This window comes from Rhodobacter capsulatus, assembly GCF_003254295.1.
Taxonomy (GTDB): Bacteria; Pseudomonadota; Alphaproteobacteria; order Rhodobacterales; family Rhodobacteraceae; genus Rhodobacter; species Rhodobacter capsulatus.
The window spans coordinates 250,727-271,041 of the sequence record NZ_QKZO01000003.1 but is presented as its reverse complement, the minus strand read 5'-3'; the positions used below and the strand labels follow the sequence as shown (position 1 = coordinate 271,041).

At 64.3% G+C, this 20,315-nt stretch carries 20 protein-coding genes and 1 pseudogene; 9 read left to right on the top strand and 12 right to left on the bottom strand.

Annotated elements, in window-relative coordinates; translation table 11 throughout:
• Positions 1-141: 141 nt before the first annotated feature.
• The 5 genes from LY44_RS05900 to LY44_RS05880 form a co-directional block, all read right to left on the bottom strand.
• Entirely contained in the window at positions 142-1,095 is a 954-nt protein-coding gene (locus tag LY44_RS05900; protein ID WP_081024370.1) for an SDH family Clp fold serine proteinase, read from the bottom strand.
• A 4-nt stretch (positions 1,096-1,099) separates the two neighbouring features.
• The gene (locus tag LY44_RS05895; RefSeq protein ID WP_146707205.1) at positions 1,100-1,285 is read right to left on the bottom strand and encodes a hypothetical protein; all 186 of its coding nucleotides are present in this window, start codon (positions 1,283-1,285) and stop codon (positions 1,100-1,102) included.
• Between the two features lie 277 nt (positions 1,286-1,562).
• A complete protein-coding gene (locus LY44_RS05890; RefSeq protein WP_055212679.1) occupies positions 1,563-1,988 on the bottom strand; it encodes a hypothetical protein in 426 nt (141 codons plus the stop codon).
• 213 nt (positions 1,989-2,201) lie between these two features.
• A complete protein-coding gene (locus LY44_RS05885; protein ID WP_055212680.1) occupies positions 2,202-3,269 on the bottom strand; it encodes a type I restriction endonuclease in 1,068 nt (355 codons plus the stop codon).
• A gap of 121 nt (positions 3,270-3,390) precedes the next feature.
• Positions 3,391-3,837, bottom strand: a complete 447-nt coding sequence (locus LY44_RS05880; RefSeq protein WP_055212681.1) for a hypothetical protein — start codon at positions 3,835-3,837, stop codon at positions 3,391-3,393.
• Between the two features lie 430 nt (positions 3,838-4,267).
• Between LY44_RS05880 and LY44_RS05870 the strand changes: the two genes are divergently transcribed.
• A complete protein-coding gene (locus tag LY44_RS05870) occupies positions 4,268-4,546 on the top strand; it encodes a hypothetical protein (RefSeq protein WP_055256385.1) in 279 nt (92 codons plus the stop codon).
• Here the strand turns inward: LY44_RS05870 and LY44_RS17605 are convergent.
• Complete coding sequence (locus tag LY44_RS17605) at positions 4,524-4,901, bottom strand: hypothetical protein (protein WP_146707204.1); 378 nt, start codon at positions 4,899-4,901, stop codon at positions 4,524-4,526. The genes LY44_RS05870 and LY44_RS17605 overlap by 23 nt on opposite strands.
• Positions 4,902-5,119: 218 nt before the next feature.
• Between LY44_RS17605 and LY44_RS05860 the strand changes: the two genes are divergently transcribed.
• The 3 genes from LY44_RS05860 to LY44_RS17860 are packed head-to-tail and all read left to right on the top strand — an operon-like array spanning position 5,120 to position 6,977.
• Positions 5,120-5,527 carry a hypothetical protein gene (locus LY44_RS05860; protein ID WP_146707203.1) on the top strand — a complete coding sequence of 136 codons (408 nt, stop codon included), beginning with the start codon at positions 5,120-5,122 and terminating at the stop codon, positions 5,525-5,527.
• Positions 5,524-6,384, top strand: a complete 861-nt coding sequence (locus LY44_RS05855) for a helix-turn-helix domain-containing protein (RefSeq protein ID WP_055212686.1) — start codon at positions 5,524-5,526, stop codon at positions 6,382-6,384. Before LY44_RS05860 ends, LY44_RS05855 begins: the two co-directional genes overlap by 4 nt.
• 11 nt (positions 6,385-6,395) lie before the next feature.
• Complete coding sequence (locus tag LY44_RS17860; RefSeq protein WP_160320016.1) at positions 6,396-6,977, top strand: hypothetical protein; 582 nt, start codon at positions 6,396-6,398, stop codon at positions 6,975-6,977.
• Positions 6,978-7,106: 129 nt separating this feature from the next.
• On the opposite strand, the gene LY44_RS05850 is transcribed toward LY44_RS17860, so the two are convergent.
• The gene (locus LY44_RS05850) at positions 7,107-7,811 is read right to left on the bottom strand and encodes a hypothetical protein (protein WP_055212688.1); all 705 of its coding nucleotides are present in this window, start codon (positions 7,809-7,811) and stop codon (positions 7,107-7,109) included.
• Positions 7,812-8,126: 315 nt separating this feature from the next.
• Between LY44_RS05850 and LY44_RS05845 the strand changes: the two are divergent.
• Positions 8,127-8,327 (top strand): annotated as a pseudogene (locus LY44_RS05845) (ATP-binding protein); the annotation flags it as partial.
• Positions 8,328-8,908: 581 nt separating this feature from the next.
• Here the strand turns inward: LY44_RS05845 and proS are convergent.
• The gene (gene proS / locus LY44_RS05840; RefSeq protein WP_055212690.1) at positions 8,909-10,249 is read right to left on the bottom strand and encodes a proline--tRNA ligase; all 1,341 of its coding nucleotides are present in this window, start codon (positions 10,247-10,249) and stop codon (positions 8,909-8,911) included.
• A 271-nt stretch (positions 10,250-10,520) separates the two neighbouring features.
• Between proS and LY44_RS05835 the strand changes: the two genes are divergently transcribed.
• From LY44_RS05835 to LY44_RS05820, 4 genes are all read left to right on the top strand, one after another.
• Positions 10,521-13,742, top strand: a complete 3,222-nt coding sequence (locus tag LY44_RS05835; RefSeq protein ID WP_055212691.1) for a calcium-binding protein — start codon at positions 10,521-10,523, stop codon at positions 13,740-13,742.
• Positions 13,743-14,026: 284 nt separating this feature from the next.
• Positions 14,027-14,656, top strand: a complete 630-nt coding sequence (locus LY44_RS05830; protein WP_055212692.1) for an outer membrane protein — start codon at positions 14,027-14,029, stop codon at positions 14,654-14,656.
• A 275-nt stretch (positions 14,657-14,931) separates the two neighbouring features.
• On the top strand, positions 14,932-16,878 hold the full coding sequence (thrS, locus tag LY44_RS05825; protein WP_055212693.1) for a threonine--tRNA ligase: 1,947 nt from the start codon (positions 14,932-14,934) through the stop codon (positions 16,876-16,878).
• 367 nt (positions 16,879-17,245) lie between these two features.
• A complete protein-coding gene (locus LY44_RS05820; RefSeq protein ID WP_055212694.1) occupies positions 17,246-17,452 on the top strand; it encodes a cold-shock protein in 207 nt (68 codons plus the stop codon).
• A 65-nt stretch (positions 17,453-17,517) separates the two neighbouring features.
• Here LY44_RS05820 and LY44_RS05815 read toward each other — a convergent pair whose 3' ends face one another.
• The 4 genes from LY44_RS05815 to LY44_RS05800 form a co-directional block, all read right to left on the bottom strand.
• Positions 17,518-17,799 (bottom strand): helix-turn-helix transcriptional regulator, encoded by a 282-nt coding sequence (locus tag LY44_RS05815; RefSeq protein WP_055212695.1) that lies wholly within the window; start codon positions 17,797-17,799, stop codon positions 17,518-17,520.
• A 130-nt stretch (positions 17,800-17,929) separates the two neighbouring features.
• Positions 17,930-18,250: an arsenate reductase family protein gene (locus tag LY44_RS05810; protein ID WP_055212696.1), complete on the bottom strand. Its 321-nt coding sequence runs from the start codon at positions 18,248-18,250 to the stop codon at positions 17,930-17,932.
• A complete protein-coding gene (locus LY44_RS05805) occupies positions 18,247-18,930 on the bottom strand; it encodes an ABC transporter ATP-binding protein (protein WP_055212697.1) in 684 nt (227 codons plus the stop codon). The genes LY44_RS05810 and LY44_RS05805 overlap by 4 nt, the downstream gene beginning before the upstream one ends.
• Positions 18,923-20,215, bottom strand: coding sequence for a lipoprotein-releasing ABC transporter permease subunit (locus LY44_RS05800; protein ID WP_055212698.1), 1,293 nt, complete (start codon positions 20,213-20,215; stop codon positions 18,923-18,925). The genes LY44_RS05805 and LY44_RS05800 overlap by 8 nt, the downstream gene beginning before the upstream one ends.
• Between the last annotated feature and the right edge of the window lie 100 nt (positions 20,216-20,315).

Sequence of the window (20,315 nt, the reverse complement as noted above, 5' to 3'; positions counted from 1 at the left end):
TAGCCCTCAGCGCCGCCGCAACGGCGTCTGATTGTATTGAGGCTACCGAAAGCCTGGACGCTCCGCCTGCCGTATCTGTTAGGGATTTGTGCTTTTGATGCGGCAGACGGAAACACTCAGATAGGAAGGGTCGTCGTGCACTTAGGCTTGTGCAATCATCCCTTGAGGTGCAACTTGAGGAAGCGGCCCCGCAAGGTGCCTGACGTTGGCACGCCCGTCCTGATTCTCAACAATCTTTATTGAGGTCGTGCTGGCCAGAGTGTGCATGTAGCAGTGGTGGACCGTCAGAACAGTGTCTTGCAACTCCGGATCCGCCTCCAACGAAATAACGTTGACGCCCAATTCACTCACTTCCTGCGCACTTATATGCCTGTCGTGAGCTTTGTTCCTCGCTGCGGTGGCCAAGGCATCTACAACTGCTCGCGCGGCTTTGCTTGGGTCATTGTGTTCAAAGAACATGTTCTTTGTGAGCACTTCTTCTACGAATGTGCGAGACCATGCACATGCGTGCTCGCATTGCGTCAAGAAAGATGGAGTGTAGCGGCCAAGAATCGGCGCCCAAACTGCCGCTTTCTTCGGATCTTCGGTGATTTCAGACATCGCCCGACTGAATTCCGCTACCACCACATCAGCAGGGATACCGCCAAACTGCGGATCAATCGGACCGAGCGATGACTGCTTACCCATCACCACAGACGAACATGATAGAGCAATCATCGTTCCCGCCGACATTGCGAGTTGCGGCACGATCGCTCGAATGTCGCGACCGAACATTGAACGAAGGTAGTTCACTATGGCCTGTGTCGCGGCGATACCGCCTCCCGGCGTATGAAGGATTAGGTCAAGGCCTTTAGCTCTTTCGAGGCCATGAATGCAACTCATCAGTGCATTCATGTCATCATCGTTCACTTCAACGCCATGAACACCGGGCTTCGTAAGCCACCCAGAATAATACGCAATCGTATTGCGACCTGTTAAGTCTGCGGGCGTCTTTAGATGTTTCCGCCTGACTATGTCCAGCGTCTGAGTCGCCTGCATCTGATGGAAAGTGCTATGCTCTTCGAGTTCCTTCAATACGTCGTGCCAGTTGGGCATTTTGTCAGCGTCTCTCGTTAACCTTGAACGGCCCAGTACCGGAAGCGTCGTAGACCTGCAGCACAACCATTGCGCTAGGGGGGCGGGTGTCGGTGCGATCAGAGGGCGTCACAATGCCTTGAGTGATCAGGCTCTGCAGTTGTTGCGCCAGTGGCGAAAGCACCGCGCCGTCAGAAATAAAATCTGCCATTAGATCCTCCTGCTCTGCCAAAAACGAGCCAACATGTAGCTGGTGGCCCGGGGTGAAGCACACATTCCTTAGCTTTACAAAAAGAAAACTAACAGATTGATGCCTTCGTCAAGCTTTCAGGGCTCGGTGGGACAAAAAGACTGCCTAGATCAGGTGGGGTGGATTCGAGCAACTTTTCCGAAAGTTATTTTTTTGCCAATGGCATAGGTGCTGCTTTCTATGAGCGACAGCGCCCGGCCTCGAATCGTGCAGGCGGCGCCCCGGCTTCTCGCGCCGCCTACCCGCCTTCTGCATCTAAGGGTTTGCGGGTTACCTTGCGCTCTGGCCACAATACAAGGATTCGGGCATCTCCCTCATGACGGCTGATCTGTTCGGGCGAGGGCATGACGCGCAGTCGCCGGGGGTCCGGTTCGTCGTCGCCCGCGGTTTCGGGCAGGCCCCAGCCCTCGGCCAGATGCTCGTCCAGTGTCACGACGAAGGGAAGGGAGACGGTCTTGACGCCGCCCGGCCCGACCCTGCCAGCCGCCCATTGCGCCCAGCGCAGGGCCTCGATCATGGTTTCCCCTACCGCCTTCGGGGTCCATTGCTCGGGGGCCGCGTTCGCGGCTTCATAGGCTTCGGCACGCCGCGCATTGAACCGGGCGGTGTATTGCTCCAAGAGGGCGGCCATTTCGGGATTGCGCACGGTTGCTCGGGCGTTCATGAGCGGCTGCCTCCTGATTGTGGGGATGCGACAAGATAGCACCCACCCACGGGCAGGGAAAGGCCGCCGCGCCCCTGTGCTGGCGCGTGGCGCACATCTTCGGGTTTCCGCCAACCAAGGGCTGACAGCGCAAGAAGCCTACAAGCGGGCCGGAAATCTGCCCCGCCGTCGATCCGCCCGCCGCGCGAGCTATTGCCCCGCCCTCTGATGCGGTCAGAGGTAGCTTTTGACGGTCGCCTCGATCTGCTCCGCAAACTTGTAGATGTCCGACAGATCGTCGATCTGGACTTTCGTTTCTGACTTGTCGGGCTGAGGCGCGAAGATACCGACCGACTTGCTGTTCTTCGCATTGAAGTAAAGGCGGCAGATCGGCTTGCGGTTGTTGTCATCGACGAAGATGCTGCAATAGGACAGCGCGTCCCGCATTGTGATCCGGCTCACGCTTGCCACTCTCGAAGCGATGGCCCGAACGATCATGAACGCCTGCATTTCGTCATCGGTCGTCACGGGCTCGCTGGCCGCAGGGGCATCGGCGGGCTTCTTGTCCGCGCCGTCGATCTGCGGAGCATCCTTGCCGAAAGTGAGGTTCAGGCGCTCCTGAATGCGATTGCGCACGATGTCATCCAGCGCGGCCTGAATGGCCGGGCGCAGCAGTTCAATCGCCCCCTTGGTCAGACTGCCCTCGTAAATGTGCTTCCCGAAGAAGCGGACGAAATCGTCATCCGGGTTTGCCAGTTGGCGCGAAATCTCGGCCGAAGCGGCTTTGACGTATTTCAGGTTCGACGCGGCCTCAAGGATTGCCTCGATGTCGAAGCCTTCCTTCTGGAACCGGGCCAGTTCGGCCACCTGCCTGTCATCGAAGTTCTGCAGATCGAAGACGAAGAACGGCTTCTTGTCCATCTTGTTCGTCTCGTCGATGTCCGAGAAGAACCACACCTCGCGGCCATTGGTCAGGATCGCAAGCCGCGCCTCTACCGTTGTGAAATAGCGGAACAACTGGCTGTATTGCGCCGACCCCAAGGACATTGAAATGGGCTTGGCCTCCACGAGGATGGCGGGTTTGCCTGCGATCTTGAGGGCGAAGTCGATCTTTTCGCCCTTCTTGATGCCGACATCGGCAATGAACTCGGGCACCACCTCTTCGAGGTTGAAGGGGTCAAACCCCAGCGCCTTGATCAGCGGCAGGATCACCGAAGTCTTCGTCGCCTCCTCGGTCAGCGCGTGCTGGCTGGCGTGTCGCGAGCGAGCCCCAAGGTCATCCACGCGCTGTTTGAAATCCATTTCGCCGTTCCTCCGTTAACCCAATGGTTGCACGGTGGGACACTTCCTCGCGATTCTCAAGGTCTTGAATGTGAGCGCCTGCCAGACCGCTGCGCCAGTTTGACGGATCAATGACGCGCCTTCAGTCTGGAAGCTGGGCAAGATCTGCGGCGATGCCTTCCTGCGCCTTCGCAAGCGCGGCCTCGATCACGCGCCGGTCCTGCCGGTCGCGGGTGACGCGGGCGGGAAGGCCGCCGATCCGGTCCACGATGATGCCGCACAGGAAATCCGTCGCCATCTCGGCCTCGCCGTCCGGAATAAAGTCACGACGAGAAACGGCCAAGGCAAGTTCGCTCGCCTCGGCCCGGGCGTCACGGGCGCGGGCCATCGCCGCCGATGCGCTGGCGGTGCGGGCGGTTTCGCGAAGGTGGGTGAGATACGCCTGCACCGCCTGCACCATCGGCAGATGGTCGCCGTCGAGGGCGGGCAGCGTGCCCGCCGCGATCAGGCTTTCCAGTTCGCCCGGCTCGGCGCCAGTGAGACGGCGCAGCCCGGCGAGCGTGATGGTGGCGGTGGGGCGGGTGGTCATGTCGTCGGCTCCTTGGGTCCGAGGCCTTTCACAGCGCGAGCATTGCGTCGCCCGAGGGCGACGGACAGCCGGTCAAGTTCATCGGCCAGCCGGGCGGCACGGCGGGCATCGACAGGCTGGGCCGGGGCTTGGGCGCGGGCCACATCGGCGAGGCGGGCCATGCGCCGGTCGATCTCTGCCACGAGAGGGGCGGCGGCGCGGGCGGCATCGGTGCGAAGGCGGCGCAGGTGAAGCGGCGTGCCATAGAGGCCGGGCCTCGGTCCCCTGCGGGTCGGGGTCAGGGCGGCGTCAAGGGCAGCGGTGTCAATCTTGCTGCGGAAGAAATCGACAGCGGCGGCAAGGGCATCCCCGAAGGCGATCCGACCATCTGCGCCAGAGGCTTTCCACAGAGCTAGACTTGCGGATCCGCGTGGCGTCACTGGAAGCGCAAATGGAGCGGATCATCGGCGACAGCGCTGACAGGCGCGCGGAGCAAGAGGTCGAGTTCCACGACTGGCTCGACGAACAGCGCAGCACGGTCATCAAGTTCCTGATTCTCACGCTCGAAGAGGCTGTACCGAGCTTCAACGCGGAAACGCTCAGGGCCAGATTGGTCCAAATGCTAGTTGAACCGTGGTCCCCACCCGTCGGATGCAGCGATGCGGCAAAGACCTTGATCTTGTTCCGGCGCGCCAGATGCGAGGAACTCATTTCCGAGTGCCTCCCTTGACCGAGGAAGTTATCTCAGCAAATGCCGCCTTCTGTCTTTCGCGGACAGTGGCCTCGATCGACTGGAGTTCTGCCGGTGGGATACTCATCGCAGCGTCGATCTCTGCCCGCCGCCGCGCGGTTTTGCTCATTCCGGTGGTCGAACTTCCGGTGTCGGTCTCGACCGACTTCCAGCCGCTGATGGGCATGCTCGGTTGCGACGCCCACCAAGCCAGATTGAGAGCGAAAGCCTCGTCATCGCCGCCGCGACGGGCATTCTCGTCGCGGCGTTCCTGCAGGAACGCGACCAGTTCGGAGAAGGGGTCGGACGCACCAAGAATGCGTTCGCTGACCACAAGGAGTTTGTCCTCGGCCATCACGCGGCCCTCCGCTTGCGGGAGGCCGCCGCGTCCACCGCCGCCTAATGCAAATACGCAAAATCCGACCTCGGGCGGTTTTCATCTTGCGCGACGCCCCCGATGCCCCTTTAATCATAGGTGCCCCCGGATGCTCACGCGGGGGCCTGCATTGATTGATTGGATGCTCCGGGCGCCACCAATACCCCGCCGAGGCGGGGATGCAGAGGAGGGCTTCCATGCCCAAGACAATGGAAAACCCCGGCAACGCCCGCCAGCGCGCCGAGGTCAAATCCAAACCCACCAGTCCCGAACATGGTGCCAGCAAAGCTTTCGCCGGTCAAGGCGCAGGCGATCCGCTGGCGGCGTGGCTTGACCGGATCGCGCACGATGCGGCGCTGCCGCCGCAGGCCGCGCGGGTGGCGATCCACGTTGCGCGGCTGATCCGGGCGGCGGGCACTCTATCGGTGGCCGTGCCTCTCAGACCGATCTCTGAAGCACTGGCCGTGTCGGATGACCTGATCGGCAAGGCCACTTACGCGATGCGCGACCGAGGTCACTTGCATATCAAGTCGCGGCGCGGCCCCCACGGCGGCGGGTCGATCCTGACGCCGATCCTGCCCGCCGGGCAAGGCGGTGCGCAATGAGTTTCGAACTCGTAGACGCGATCTTGAAAGGCGGCCCGGAGAGATCCGCAGATAAGCTGGTGCTGATCGCCATCGCGTCCTTCCAGAACGCGAAGACCGGCCGGTGTGACCCGTCGATGGCCGCGGTCGCGGAACGGGCGTCGATGACAGAACGCGGCGCGCGGTCGATCATCCGGCGGCTTGAGGCTGACGGCTGGCTTTCGGTTTCGACCGGCGGCGGGCGTGCGGGTTGCTCGACCTACCATGTAAACACGGAACGCCATTCCGGGTTTACCGGCGAAAACCCGGAACACGGTTCCCCCTTTCAGAACACGAAACCCGGAACGCCATGCACGGAAACCCGGAACGCCACGACACAAAACCCGGAACGGCATTCCGTAAACCCGGAACCACGTTCCGCCGAACCAAGAAGAACCAAGAAGAACAAGGAAGGGGGGAACCCACCTGCGGGAGCGGATTGCGCCGCGATTGATGGGGAGATCATTTCCGACGCGGCTGGCGATCCTAACTTCGCGGCGCAGTTTTCCGCCATCTATGAAAACTGGCCGCGCAAGTCTGGCGAGGCCGAGGCGCGCAAGGCCTTTTTCGCGGCAATCGCGTCTGGCGCATCGATTGAAGATATTGCCCGAGGCGCGGCGGCTTACGTTTTGGACCGCCGGGCAGATCGGCGCGGACCCGCCGCTGTGGTTCGATACACCACCGGGCTGGCGAAGTGGTTGAACGGGCGAGAGTGGGAGGCGTGGACTGGGTTGCCAGAGGCCGAGGCGCGGGCAGCCGCACAACAGGCGAGTGACTTTGAACTGATCCAAGAGCGTGCGCGCGCCCGAGAGGCGCGGCGCGGCCAGATGCTTTTCTGATGGAGGCGACGATGAAAACACTCGCGACCACCCACCACGCCACTACCCCAACCGCCGCCCCGGCGGAACAGCGCGCCGCGCTTCCTGCGCCGCTCACCGACAGGATAGCCATTGGCGTTGCTGGCATCAGACTCGCCCTGCCACCAGAAGGCGGCGTCAATGCGGTCCACTGTCTTGCCGGTCAGCGCGGTGGCCTCGGCGATCCGCTTCGTCATCTCCAGATCATCGGCCAGATCGTAGGGACCGCGCGTCTCCTTCATCACGTCCCGGAGATCGCGCAAAATACCCAGGAGTTCTTTCCCTTTTTCGACCCCGCTCTTGTAAGTGGCCCCAATGTCGGTGCCCGCGATCGATTTCGTCAGAGCATCTATATGTTCGGTCTGCCCCTTGAGGATTTGCGCCAGCAATGCCGTCTTGCCGACTTTCTGCCCAAACTCGATAGCGGCATCGGTCGCTCCTTCCGCCCCATATTGCGCCCGTTCCAGATCGACATCAGCGCGTTGCGGTGTTCCGCCTCGTACTTGGTCCGGGCGCGCTGGATGGTCCGTTCGCTGATCTCGGGCAGCGCATCGCCGAACCGGTCGCGCAGATAGGCACCAAGCTGATCCGCCGATAGGAAAGACTGCTTCGCGATCGCCCCCAGAAGGGCCGTGACCACCGCGCCGTCAGCTGCGGCCTCGATCTTCGCCGGGCGCCCGCGGCGGTCGATGCCCAGGGCATCGTCACCGTCCCGGCGGCGGATCGTGCGCCATTCGTAGAGAGTGCGCGTGCTGACGGACGGGATTTGCAGCCGAATGTCGTCCGGGGCGGTGATCAAGCACCCTGCCCAGATGCGCCAGCAGGTGACACTGCGCCATCACACGGTCAAGGATTCCGCCCGCCGTGTCGTCGTTCAGCCATTCTCCATCGGTCAGGTCGAAGCTTTGGAACAGGTGCCCATAGGCCCGCGCGCAGGCTTTCCAGTAGCGCCGCCGGGCGAGGGTGTCTCCGCCGTCGTCATGTGCGGGCACGATCCCTCTCGCCGCGCCGAAGCGGTCGAGCCTGCGCACCGCTGCGCCACGGTCCCAGAAGTCAAGAACCGCCGTGATCGCGGGCACGTTCAGCGCCTGCCGGATGCGGTGCGCCTCGAGTAGCAGTGCTTCGCCCTCGGTGCGCTCGGCCTTGCGCTCGAGCGCGTCGGCTTCCTCTTGCGTCAGGATCTGCGCCGCGATCAGCTCGGTCCGGTGCCGGGCTTCCTCGGCCGCGCTCGCCGCCTTCACCCACTCGCGCGATTTGCGGATGCCAGGAAGGCCGCCGATCTGATCCGCGATCATGCCGCAGAGGAAATCGGTCGCTGTCTCGGCCTCGGCATCGGGAACGAGGTTACGGCGGGCGATTGCCAAGGCCAGCTCGCTTGCCTCGGTCCGGGCATTGCGGGCGCGTGCCATCGCCGCCGAGGCGCTGGCCGTGCGGCTCGCCTCGCGCAGATGGATAGGCGTGGATGGCCTCGACCATGGGCACGCGCTGTTCCCGGCCCTCGGGGGGGATGGCGCCAGAGGCAATCAGCGCCTCAAGTTCCCCTGCCTCAGCGCCCGTCAGGCGGCGCAGACCGGAAAGGGTGATCGTTGCAGTCGGGCGGGTGGTCAGACCCGCGACCTCGGCCATCGGTCCGAGCGACAATGGCGAGCGCGGCCTTGATGCCCTTGCCGGTGGCCTTTGATGACCTCGTCGAGGTGAGCAAGCGCGTCTCGCCAACCTGCCCGAGCCAACTTCACGCACGCACCAGCGTCGTCATCACAACGAACCTGAGCTTCAGCGAATGGGCCACGGTCTTCGGCGACGCCAAGGTGACCACCGCCTTGCGCGACCGCCTCACGCACCGCTGTCACATCCCTGAAACCGGAAACGACAGCTTCCGCTTCAAGGCCAGTTCAGCCGCAGCAGCCCGGAAAAAGAAGGAGTGAAACCCGCCCTTGCCCCACAACTGACGAGAAAGCCATCACCAGAGGCGGCTCACGTCTTGATGGAAAAACCGGCGCAGTTCTGGGGGGAAATGACAAGGAGGGCTCATCTGTCAGGTCTGCTGGCGGAGCCTGAATCGCGTCAAAGACCCGAAATCAAGGGGTCTGAAGCCTGGCGGCACTGCGGTGAAGCTCAAGGCGCCTTGAGCGTTGCCCTCGGCGCATGGCTGTCTTCTTGTGCCGGTCATGCCGTGTCCCGGGTAACTTGTCGCGCGACACCCGCCGCGGGCGGGCTGGGGCGGGCGGGCGCAGAAGGGCTGCAGAAGGGCCGCAGAAGAGCCACCGTCGATGACGGCGAGGTGGCTCAGGCGCCGTCTGGGGCGGTTCTTTCAAAAGATGGTCCGCGGCCTGCGGCAAGGCGCCTGGATCAACGCCAAAACCGCGTTGCGCGGCGGAGGGGCCGCCGTTTCGGGCGGGCGGATGCGGTTGACACCGGGCTTGGCGGCAGGGCCGATCCCGCCCGGGGAGACCGGCCCGGTCGGATCGCCGCTTGCGCCGCGATCCGGTTTTCAGAGCGGCCGCGCTCAGCGATGCGCGGCGTAGATCTGCGCGATGCGGTCCACCGCCGCCTCGGCCGACATTTCCTCGCTTTCGCCGGTCCGGCGCGAGGTCACCTCGACGACGCCATTGCCCAGACCGCGCGGGCCGACGGTGATCCGCCAGGGCAGGCCGATCAGATCCATCGTGGCGAATTTCGCCCCCGCGCGTTCGTCGCGGTCGTCGTAAAGGGGCTCGAGCCCCTTGGCCACCAGCGCCTTGTAGATCCCGGCGCAGGCGGCATCGGTCGCCCCGTCGCCCTGTTTCAGGTTGACGAGGCCGACATGGAAGGGCGTCACACCCTCGGGCCAGATGATGCCGCGCTCGTCATGGTTCGCCTCGATCAGCGCGCCCAGAAGCCGCGAAACGCCGATGCCGTGGCTGCCCATCTCGACCGGCACACGGGTGCCATCGGGGGTGACGACGGTGGCGCCCATCGCTTCGGAATATTTCGTGCCGAAGTAGAAGATCTGCCCCACTTCGATGCCGCGGCCGACGCAGCGGCGGTCTTCGGGGATTTCGTTGAACACCGCCGCGTCGTGGGTTTCGTCGGTGCGGGCGTAAAGCGTGGTGAATTCCTGACAGATCGCCGCCACCTGATCGCGGTCGTCGTAATCCACCGCCCGGTCGCCCAGTTTCAGATCGGGCACCTTGGCGTCATAGAACACCTCGGATTCGCCGGTCTGGGCGAGGACGAGGAACTCATGCGTGTTGTCGCCGCCGATCGGCCCCGAGGCGGCGCGCATCGGAATGGCGGTCAGCCCCATCCGTTCATAGGTGCGCAGGTAGCTGACCATGTGACGGTTGTAGGCATGCAGCGCGTCTTCGCGGGTCAGGTCGAAGTTGTAGCCGTCTTTCATGTAGAATTCGCGGCCGCGCATGACGCCGAAGCGCGGGCGGACCTCGTCGCGGAACTTCCACTGGATGTGGTAAAGCGTCAGCGGCAGGTCCTTGTAGGAGGACACATGCGCGCGGAAGATGTCGGTGATCATCTCCTCGTTCGTCGGACCATACAGCATCTCGCGCTCGTGCCGGTCCTTGATGCGCAGCATTTCCTGGCCGTAATCGTCATAGCGGCCGCTTTCGCGCCACAGATCGGCCGGTTGCAGCGTCGGCATCAGCAGCGGAATATGCCCGGCGCGGATCTGTTCTTCATGCACGATCTGTTCGATGCGCTTGAGCACCTTGAAGCCGAGCGGCAGCCAGGAATAGATCCCCGCCGCCTGCTGCTTGATCATGCCCGCGCGCAGCATCAGCCGGTGGCTGACGATCTGCGCCTCGGCGGGGTTTTCCTTGAGAACGGGGAGGAAGTAGCGGGAAAGGCGCATGGACAAGCCTCGGCACAGGGTTTCGTTGCGCAAGTGGGTAGTGGAAACGGCGTCGCGGGGCAAGATGGGCCGGGGGCGCCGCGGGCTGGACGCGCGCCGCCGCGGTGCGGAACCTGTCCCAAAAGACAGTCGTCACGCGCCGGAAAAGCAATCTTGTCGCAGTCGGGCCATGCCGGATCGGGTGTATCATCCGGCTGTCGTCCGTAACCCAATGGACAAGGCCAATTCCGGCTGACGTCATGCTGCACAGCGGACGAAAGAGGAGGAGACCATGGCTATTACTGGACTTCCCGTCACCAGCGGCAACAACACCGTCACCGTCACGCCAACCGGGATCTACAGCGTCAACGCCGCGGGGGGCGTTGATACGCTGGTGGTGAATTACACGGCGCTTGCAAGCGACATCATCTATGAATATGCGGGCAACGGCTTTTATCGTTTCACCGATTACCTGTCGTCCAGCATCGATTTCTACAACTTCGAGCGGTTCATCCTGCGCGGCGGATCGGGGGATGACGACCTGCGCGGGGCGAATGACGTCGACCAGCTTTACGGCGGCGCCGGGGCCGACAACCTGACCAGCGGGCTCGGTGCCGATGTCGTGCATGGCGGCGCGGGCTTCGACCGCTGGACCGCCGGTTACGGCGCCGTCACCGGCAACGTGCTGATCACGCTCTCCGCCGATCCCGCGATCACCCAGCTGGTCGCCGCCACCGGGGCGCGCTTCGCCCAGATCGAGGCGCTCTCGATCACCACCGGCATCGGCGATGACGTGATCAACACCTCGGCCTTTGTCGGCAATGACGACATCTCGACCGGCAACGGCAGCGATCAGGTCAACGGCGGGCGCGGCATCGACTGGATCAATGGCGGCGAGGGCACCGACATCATGATCTTCGACTGGTCCGCGATCACCGATCCGAGCTTCGCGATCCGCAATGCCTATGTCTCGAACGGCTGGTATCGCTATTCGGCGCTCAGCGGCGATCAAGTGAACTACATCAACTTCGAGCGCTATTTCCTGACCGGCGGCGCGGGCAACGACTGGCTCTCGGGCGCCGGGCAGGCCGACCGGCTGACCGGCAACGGCGGCAATGACACGCTGATCGGCGGCACCGGGGCCGATACCGTCGCGGGCGGCGCCGGGGTCGACCTGTGGCAGGTCGATCTGACCGACATCGAGGCGAACACCTCGGTCAGCCTGGTCAGCCAGACCAGCAACACCGGCGCGGTGTTCAGCGGCATCGAGCGGCTGAGCTATACTGGCTCGGCCTTTGACGACACCGTCGTGGCGCAATCCGGGCGCTACAACGACAGCTTCAGCACGGGCGCGGGCGACGATGCCGTCACCACCGGCCGCGGCGTCGACAGCGCCAATGGCGAGGCGGGCGAAGATCTGCTGGTGATGAACTGGTCGGGCATCACCGATGCCACCCAGGGGATCAGCCGCAGCTATGTCTCGAATGGCTGGTATCGCTTCGGCGCGGCCAGCGGCGACCGGCTCGACTACATCAACTTCGAACGCTTCTTCCTGACCGGCGGGGCGGGCAACGACTATCTGCTTGGCGCGGCGCTGAACGACCGGCTGGTCGGCAATGGCGGCGACGACACGCTCTCGGGCGGCGGCGGGGTCGACGTGATCACCGGCGGCGACGGCGTGGATCTGTGGGAGGCGAACCTCTCGGAACACGAGACCAACGTCCTCATCAATTTCCAGACCCAGACCACGAATTACGGCGCGGTGATCAGCGGGCTGGAACGGCTGAATTACACCGGAACCGCGGTGCGCGATCTCATCACCACCCGCAGCGGCGCCTATGACGACAACCTTTATCTGGGCGCGGGCAATGACAGCGCCGCGGTCTGGCGCGGTGTCGATGCGGTCAATGGCGCCGAGGGCGAGGACACGCTGATCCTCGACTGGTCGGGCATCGCCGGGGCGACGCAGGGCATCACCTACAGCTATGTCTCGAACGGCTGGTATCGCTTCAGCTCGACCAGCGGCGATCAGGTCGATTTCATCAACATCGAGCATTACGACATGACCGGCGGCGCGGGGCACGACAGCCTTGTCGGCGGCGCGATGACCGACACTTTGCGCGGCGGCGCGGGCAATGACACGCTCGACAGCGGCGCCGGGCGGGCGGTGATCGACGGCGGCGCGGGCAGCGACCTGTGGCGGGCGGATCTCTCGGCGATCTCGGCGGGGCTGCGCTTCAGCGCCTCGGCCAGCCAGACCGCGGCGCAGGCGACCGGCTCGGGCTGCGACGTGCGCAACATCGAACAGGTCAGCCTGACCGGCGGCGCCGGGGCCGATCTGATCGACACCACCGGCCAAAGCGGCAACGACTGGTTCGCGGGCAATGCGGGCAATGACACCGTCTCGCTCGGGCTGGGTCAGGACGGGTTCGACGGCGGCGCCGGGGTCGATCTGCTGATCCTCGACTATTCCGCCAGCACCGAGGCGATCCAGAGCCGCTACACCTCGAACGGCTGGAACCGCTACGGCGAACAGGGGGACGCGCATTTCCTCGACTACATCAACGTCGAGCGCTTCAACGTGACCGGCGGGGCCGGGGCCGACACGCTGATCGGCGCCGGGGCGGCCGACACGCTGACCGGCGGCGCGGGCAATGACTGGCTCAATGGCGCGGCCGGGGCCGACGTGATCAACGGCGGCGCGGGCGTCGACACCTGGCAGGCCAGCTTTGCGGGCGCGACGGTGGCGATCGGTCTGACGCTGAGCGCGGCGGGCGCGGCCACGGTCAGCGGGGCGGGCACGGTCCTGACCGGGATCGAGGCGGTGTCGCTGACCACCGGGCAGAATGCCGACATCGTCAACCTCTCGGCGGGGACCGGCAATGACACGGTGGCGACGAACGAGGGCAATGACAGCGTCAATCTGGGCCGCGGCCGGTCGGAATGGGCGGATGGCGGCGCGGGCAGCGACAGCCTGACGCTGAACGCCTCGCTGGCGACGGCGGGGCTGCGGATGGATTATGTCTCGAATGGCGCCTATCACATCTATGCCACCGACGGCAGCTATGACGCCACCTTCAACAACTTCGAGACCTACAACATCACCGGTTCGGCCCGCAACGACCGGCTTTACGCCTTTGGCGGCAACGACCGGATCAGCACCGGCGCCGGCAATGACATCCTGAACGGCGGCGACGGCAACGACACGCTGCTCGGTGGCGCGGGGGCGGATGTGTTCCAGTTCACCAACCTTTACGGCTGCGGCATCGACACGATCGCCGATGGCGCCAGCGGTGACCGGCTGCGGCTGAGCGGGCTGACGCTGAACGGCATCGCCAATGGCGCGGGCACGACGCTGAGCGCCGGGCAGATCGCGGTTTCCGCCGCGGGCGGGGTGACGACGCTGGCGATCGGCCTGGACGGCACCGCCGGGGCGGATCTGACGATCCGGCTGACGGGCAGCTTCACCGCGGCCGATTTCAGCCTCTCGGGCAGCGACGTGATCTTCGTCTGACGCGATCCGTCCCGCCCGGGGTCGTCCCGGGCGGGACATTGCGGCCGTATCCTCGGGTCTGCCCGCGATCGCATCGCGCCGATCCACACCGGATCGTGAGCCCGGCCCGGCCGCGAACCGATTGAAAACAAAGCCCGCGCCGCAAGGACGCGGGCCTTTTCATCACTTCGAGGGCACGGGCTCTTGAGCGAACGTGTTTCGATGTTCCCGGTCAAAATATTGAACTTGTTCGGAAAAATGCAAATCTTGCTGGCATGACGCATCTTTGCTGAAGGAAGAGTAAGATGAAAAAGCTCAGTGTTGCGATTGTCGCGATGGCAAGCCTTGCCGCCCCCGCCTTTGCCGGTAACCTCTCCGCGCCCGTTGTCGAAAGCGAACCGACGGTGGCGGCGACCCCGGCGCCCGCGCCCGTGCAAGCCTGGGACGGGTTCTACGCCGGGATCACCGGCGGCTCTGTCACCGGCGGCGGCGCCAGCTACACGCCCGACGGCACCGCCTTCGGCATGGGCCGCGGCAGCTACGGCGTGATGGGCGGCTACAACCTGCAATCGGGCGCGCTCGTCTACGGTGGCGAGATCGCGGCCCAGGCCACCGATTTCAACCTGGAGGGGGCGCCGGGCAAGTTCGACAACATGATCGACCTGAAGGCCCGCGCCGGGATGGCCTATGGCAAGGCGCTGCCCTATGCCTTCGTCGGCTATTCGCGCGGCGACTGGAAGAATGGCGACGGCCAGACGAATGGCGCGGCCGATGGCATGAACTACGGTCTGGGCGTCGATTACGCGGTGAACGACAAATGGTCGGTCGGTGCCGAACTGATGCGCCGCGAGCTCAGCACCGATTTCGACGGCTCAGCGCGCAGCATCGACACCAACTTCAACACCGTGCAGGTGCGCGCGGGCTTCCGGTTCTGAGCCGGAGCGCTTGCGAAACACCGGGGAGGGGGGCTCTGCCCCCCGTCCTTTCAGGACTCCCCCCGGGATATTTGAGGCAAGATGAACGCATGGTCTTTCATCTTGCTCCATACATCCCGGGGGGTGAATTGGCCGAAGGCCAAGAGGGGGGCAGCGCCCCCCTTTTGCCTGCGCAAAAGCGCCACGGTTGACACGCTGCGCGCCCCGGCGCATACCCGCCGCATCATAACCCGCAACCGGGCGCTTTGTAGCCGCCAAACCGACGAGGAGGACGCATGTCCCAAATCTCCCTTTCCTTTCCCGATGGCGCGAAGCGCGATTACCCCGCAGGGGTGACGGCGGCCGAAGTGGCGGCCTCGATCTCGCCCTCGCTGGCGAAGGCGGCGATCTCGGCGCAGCTCGATGGCGCGCATTGGGATCTGCAATGGCCGATCAAGCGCGACGCCCGGATCTCGATCAACACGATGAAGGACCCGGTTCCGGCGCTGGAGCTGATCCGCCACGATCTGGCCCATATCATGGCCCGCGCCGTGCAGGAAATCTGGCCCGATGTGAAAGTGACGATCGGCCCGGTCCGCGATGCGGGCTGGTTTTACGATTTCGACCGCGCCGAGCCCTTCACCCCCGAAGACCTTGGTCAGATCGAAGCGCGGATGAAGCAGATCATCAACGCCCGCGAGCCTGTCCGCACCGAAGTCTGGTCGCGCGCCGATGCCATCGCGCATTACGAAAAATCGGGCGAGCCCTACAAGGTCGAGCTGGTGAACCGCATCCCCGAGGGGGAAGACCTGCGGATGTATTGGCACGGGAGCTGGCAGGATCTGTGCCGCGGCCCGCATCTGCAACACACCGGCCAGGTGCCCGCCGACGCCTTCAAGCTGACCCATGTCGCGGGTGCCTATTGGCTGGGCGACAGCACGCGCCCGATGCTGCAGCGCATCTACGGCATCGCCTTCCGCACCCGCGATGACCTGAAAGCCCATATGACCATGCTCGAGGAGGCCGCGAAGCGCGACCACCGCAAGCTCGGCCGCGAGATGGATCTTTACCACATGCAGGAGGAAGCCCCGGGCCAGGTGTTCTGGCATCCGAACGGCTGGACGATCTACACCACGCTGCAGGATTACATGCGTCGCCGCCAGCGCGCCGACGGCTATGTCGAGGTGAACACGCCGCAGGTGGTGAACCGCAAGCTCTGGGAGGCCTCGGGGCATTGGGAAAACTACCGCGAGAACATGTTCATCGTCGAAGTCGATGAAGAGGGCGCGCGGGACAAGGTGATCAACGCGCTGAAACCGATGAACTGCCCCTGCCATGTGCAGATCTTCAACGTCGGGCTGAAAAGCTACCGCGATCTGCCCTTGCGGATGGCGGAATTCGGGTCGTGTGCGCGCTATGAGCCCTCGGGGGCGCTGCATGGCATCATGCGGGTGCGCGGCTTCACGCAAGACGATGCGCATATCTTCTGCATGCCCGATCAGATCGAGGCGGAAACGAAGAAATTCATCGACTTCCTCTCGGCCGTCTATGCCGATCTGGGGTTCGACACATGGCGCATCAAGCTTTCGACCCGGCCCGAAAAGCGCATCGGCACCGAGGAAAGCTGGGATCATGCCGAAGCGGCGCTGGCCAATGCCGTCACCGCCGCCGGGCATGACTACGAGATTTTCGAGGGCGAGGGCGCGTTTTACGGGCCGAAGCTGGAATTCGTGCTGACCGATGCGATCGGGCGCGACTGGCAATGCGGCACGCTGCAGGTGGACCCGAACCTGCCCGAGCGGCTCGATGCGAATTACATCGGCCCCGACGGCGCGAAACATCGCCCGATCATGCTGCACCGCGCCTGTCTGGGCAGTTTCGAGCGCTTCATCGGCATCCTGATCGAATCGCATGCGGGCAAGCTGCCGCTGTGGCTGGCGCCGCGGCAGGTCGTTGTCGCCTCGATCACCTCCGAGGCCGATGATTACGTGGAGGAAGTGGCCGCCAAGCTGATCGCGGCGGGGATTCGCGCCGAATGCGACACCCGCAACGAAAAGATCAACTACAAGGTCCGCGAACACAGCCTGGGCAAGGTGCCCTATATCTTCGCCATCGGTGCGAAAGAGGTCGAGACCCGCACGGTCTCGGTCCGCCGTCTGGGCGACACCCGCACCGAGACGGTGGATCTCGACGCGATCGTCGCGGCGCTGAAAGCCGAGGCGACGCCGCCCGATCTGCGCTGAAATCGCCGCCTGAACGACCGGGACGCCATGGGGAAACCTGTGGCGTTTCGCCGTTTCAAGCCCTGCGCGGCTATGGCGCGGGACGCGGGGGCCGGGCGGGTGTTTTGGTTTTGTTCCTGTTTTCGAGGGCCTTGCAACACTTTGAAACTATTCCATCTTCAACTTGGGGATGCAAAAATGTCGCAGGCTTTGAAATCAACACCTGCGGCGCTTTGGCCGTTGATTTTTGGAATCTGTATGGCACGCTTCCCTTCGCGTGAACTTGGACTTTCCTACCGCTCCCTTTTCGGGGCAGCCGGAAGACACTGGAAGACCTGGCTGCACGTCCGGGGGCAATGTCGCCCCAGGCCAATACGAGGAGAGAGATATGGCTACCGGAACCGTGAAATGGTTCAACACCACCAAGGGCTACGGGTTCATCGCCCCCGATGGGGGTGGCAAGGACGTGTTCGTCCACATCTCGGCGGTGGAACGCGCCGGGCTGAAGTCGCTCAGCGACAACCAGAAGATCAGCTTCGAACTGATCTCGGGGCGCGACGGCCGCTCGTCGGCGGGCGATCTGAAACTTCTCTGAACGACGCTCCTGCCGTCGAGAAGGCCCGCGGCGCCCACGCGGGCTTTTTTCTTTTCCGGGGCGTCTCAGTCCTGCAGATCGCCGACGCCAAGGCCCAGCGAGGCCGCCAGCGCCACCAGTTCCAGCCGGCTGGGGGTGTGGCGCCGCGCTTCGATCGCGGTGATGGTTTCGGGGGTGACGCCCGATTCCCGGGCCAGATCGCTCACGCTCATCCGGGCGGCGCGGCGCCAGGCCATCAAGGGCGAGGCCCCCGCGCTGATCCATGCGAGCTGTGTCCAGAAGCTTTGCGACTGGGAACGGATTTCCTCGCGCGGGATTTCTATCCGCGGCTTCGGAATTGCGGTCATGACGTCCTGCCTGTATCTCGCCTCTTCCCCATGGGAAAAGTAGCGCGAAAAGCCGCGCCAGCCTATCATCCAGAAGTTATAAGATGTCGCAACTTTGAGATTACTTGGACGCGTCAGAGGTAAGAAAGAGTTATAATTGAGCCATTTGCGCGGCAGCGTCCCAGCCCAGCGTCAGGCTGTCGCCGCGGATCACCGGCCGTTTCATCAGCGTCGGATGGGCGCGCAAAAGGGACTCGATCGGCGCGTCGCGCTCGGCCTCGGAAAGCCCGCGCCAGGTGGTCGAGCTGCGGTTGATCAGCTTCTCGCCAAAGGCCGCGATGAATTCCGCGATCTCGGCCTCGGTCAGCGGCTCCTTGCGGATATCGCGCAGCACCGGCGCCTTGCCCGCCGCCGTCAGGGCTGCCAGCGCCTTTTGCACCGTGCCACAGGTCTTGATGCCATAAACGATCATTTTGCCTCCACCAGTTGCCCGTCCGTCAGCCGCAGCACCCGGTCCATGCGGGCGGCAAGCTCCAGATTGTGCGTCGCGATCAGCGCCGAAAGCCCGGTCGCCCGCACCAGCTCCATCAGTGCCGAGAACACGGTTTCCGAGGTGGTCGGGTCAAGGTTGCCGGTGGGCTCGTCGGCCAGAAGCAGGGCAGGGCGGTTCGCCAGCGCCCGGCAAAAGGCCACGCGCTGCTGTTCCCCCCCCGAGAGCGCCGAGGGCCGGTGCCCGGCGCGCGCCGCCAGCCCGACCCGGGCCAGCAGATCCTGCGCCCGCGCCTCGGCCGCCTTGCGGGCACTGCCATTGGCCAGTTGCGGCAGGACGATGTTTTCCAGCGCGGTGAATTCCGGCAGCAGGTGGTGGAACTGATAGACAAAGCCCAAAGCCTCGCGCCGCGCCGCGGTGCGGGCAGCGTCCTTCGCCCCGGTCAGGTCCTGCCCATTCACGATCACCCGGCCGGAATCAGGCGTGTCCAGCAGCCCGGCGATATGCAGAAGCGTCGATTTCCCGGCCCCCGAAGGCGCGACAAGCGCCACCACCTGCCCGCGCGGAATGATCAGAGAGGCCCCGCGCAAGACGATGATTTCATTCGCCTTGCCCCGGTTGTAGCCCTTTTCGAGCCGATCAAGCCGCAACACCTCATTCATAGCGCAGCGCCTCCACCGGATTGAGCCGCGCCGCCCGGCGGGCCGGAAAGATCGTCACCACGAAACTGAGCCCCAGCGCCAGAAGCACCGCCTTGGCCACGTCCCAGGGCAGCAGTTTCGCGGGCAATTCATAGATGCCGCGGATCGACGGGTCCCAGGCGCCGCCGCCGCTGACCCAGTTCACCGCATCCATCACATGGCTGATGTTGAGCGCGAAAAGCACCCCCAGCCCCACCCCCAGCGCCGTGCCGATCGTGCCGGTAAACGCCCCGCAGAGGAAGAACACCCGCATCACCGAGCCCTCGGTCAGCCCCATGGTGCGCAAAATGCCGATGTCGCGGCCCTTGTTCTTCACCAGCATGATCAGCCCCGAGGTGATGTTCATCGTCGCGATCAGGACCAGCACGGACAGGATCACGAACATCACGTTGTCCTCCATCGTCAGCGCGCGCAGGAACGAGCCCGAGGCATCGCGCCAGCTCCACAGCATCGTGCCCGCGCCCCCCGCCGCGATCAGTTGCAGCGTCAGATCATCGACATGTTCGGGGTCCTTGACCATCACTTCGATCTCGTCGGCGCCGCCCTCGCGGTTGAAGAAGCTCTGGGCCTCGGCAAAGGGCATGTAGATGCGGGTGCGGTCGATGTCCCAGCGCCCGGCGGTGAAGATGTAGACGACGGTATAGGCATTCACCCGCGGCGAGACGCCGAAGGGGGTCTTGACCCCGTTCGGAGAGATCAGCTTGACCGTGTCGCCCGCGGAAACGCCCAGTTCCCGCGCCAGTTCGGACCCCATGGCGATGCCCTGACCGAAGCTCTCGATCTCGCCGTCGATCTGCGCCGAATGTGCGACGCGGGGAATGGTCATCAGGTTTTCATAAGAAATCCCATAGACTTCCGCGACGTTCGAGCGGTCGTTCATCGTCGCCATCACCTGACCCCGGATCAGCGGCGCCGCCCGGGTGACGCCCGGCACCTGCGCGATCCGCGCGGCGCGCGCGGCGTAATCGGGCATCAGGCTGGAAAAGATCCCGGTCTCGGGCGCCACTTCCATCGGCGCGGAATAGACCGTGACATGGGCGTTCGAACCCAGGATCGTGTCGACGAATTCGGCGCGAAAGCCCGCGCGCACGGCCAGCGTGATGATCAGCGCGGCCACGCCCAGCATGATGCCGATCAGGCTGATCCAGGTCATCACGCTGACGCCGCCCTCGGCGCGGCGGGCGCGCAGGTAGCGCCAGGCGATCAGGAATTCGAAGCCGGAAAACGGCGCGGTGCGTGTGGCCATGGATCGCTCCCAAAAGTCGGCGCAAGCTGGCCTCTGGGCGACCAAAGGTCAAGGCAAGATGCGTAAAGATGCCGCGAGGCGGCGGCCTTCCCGGTCGCGC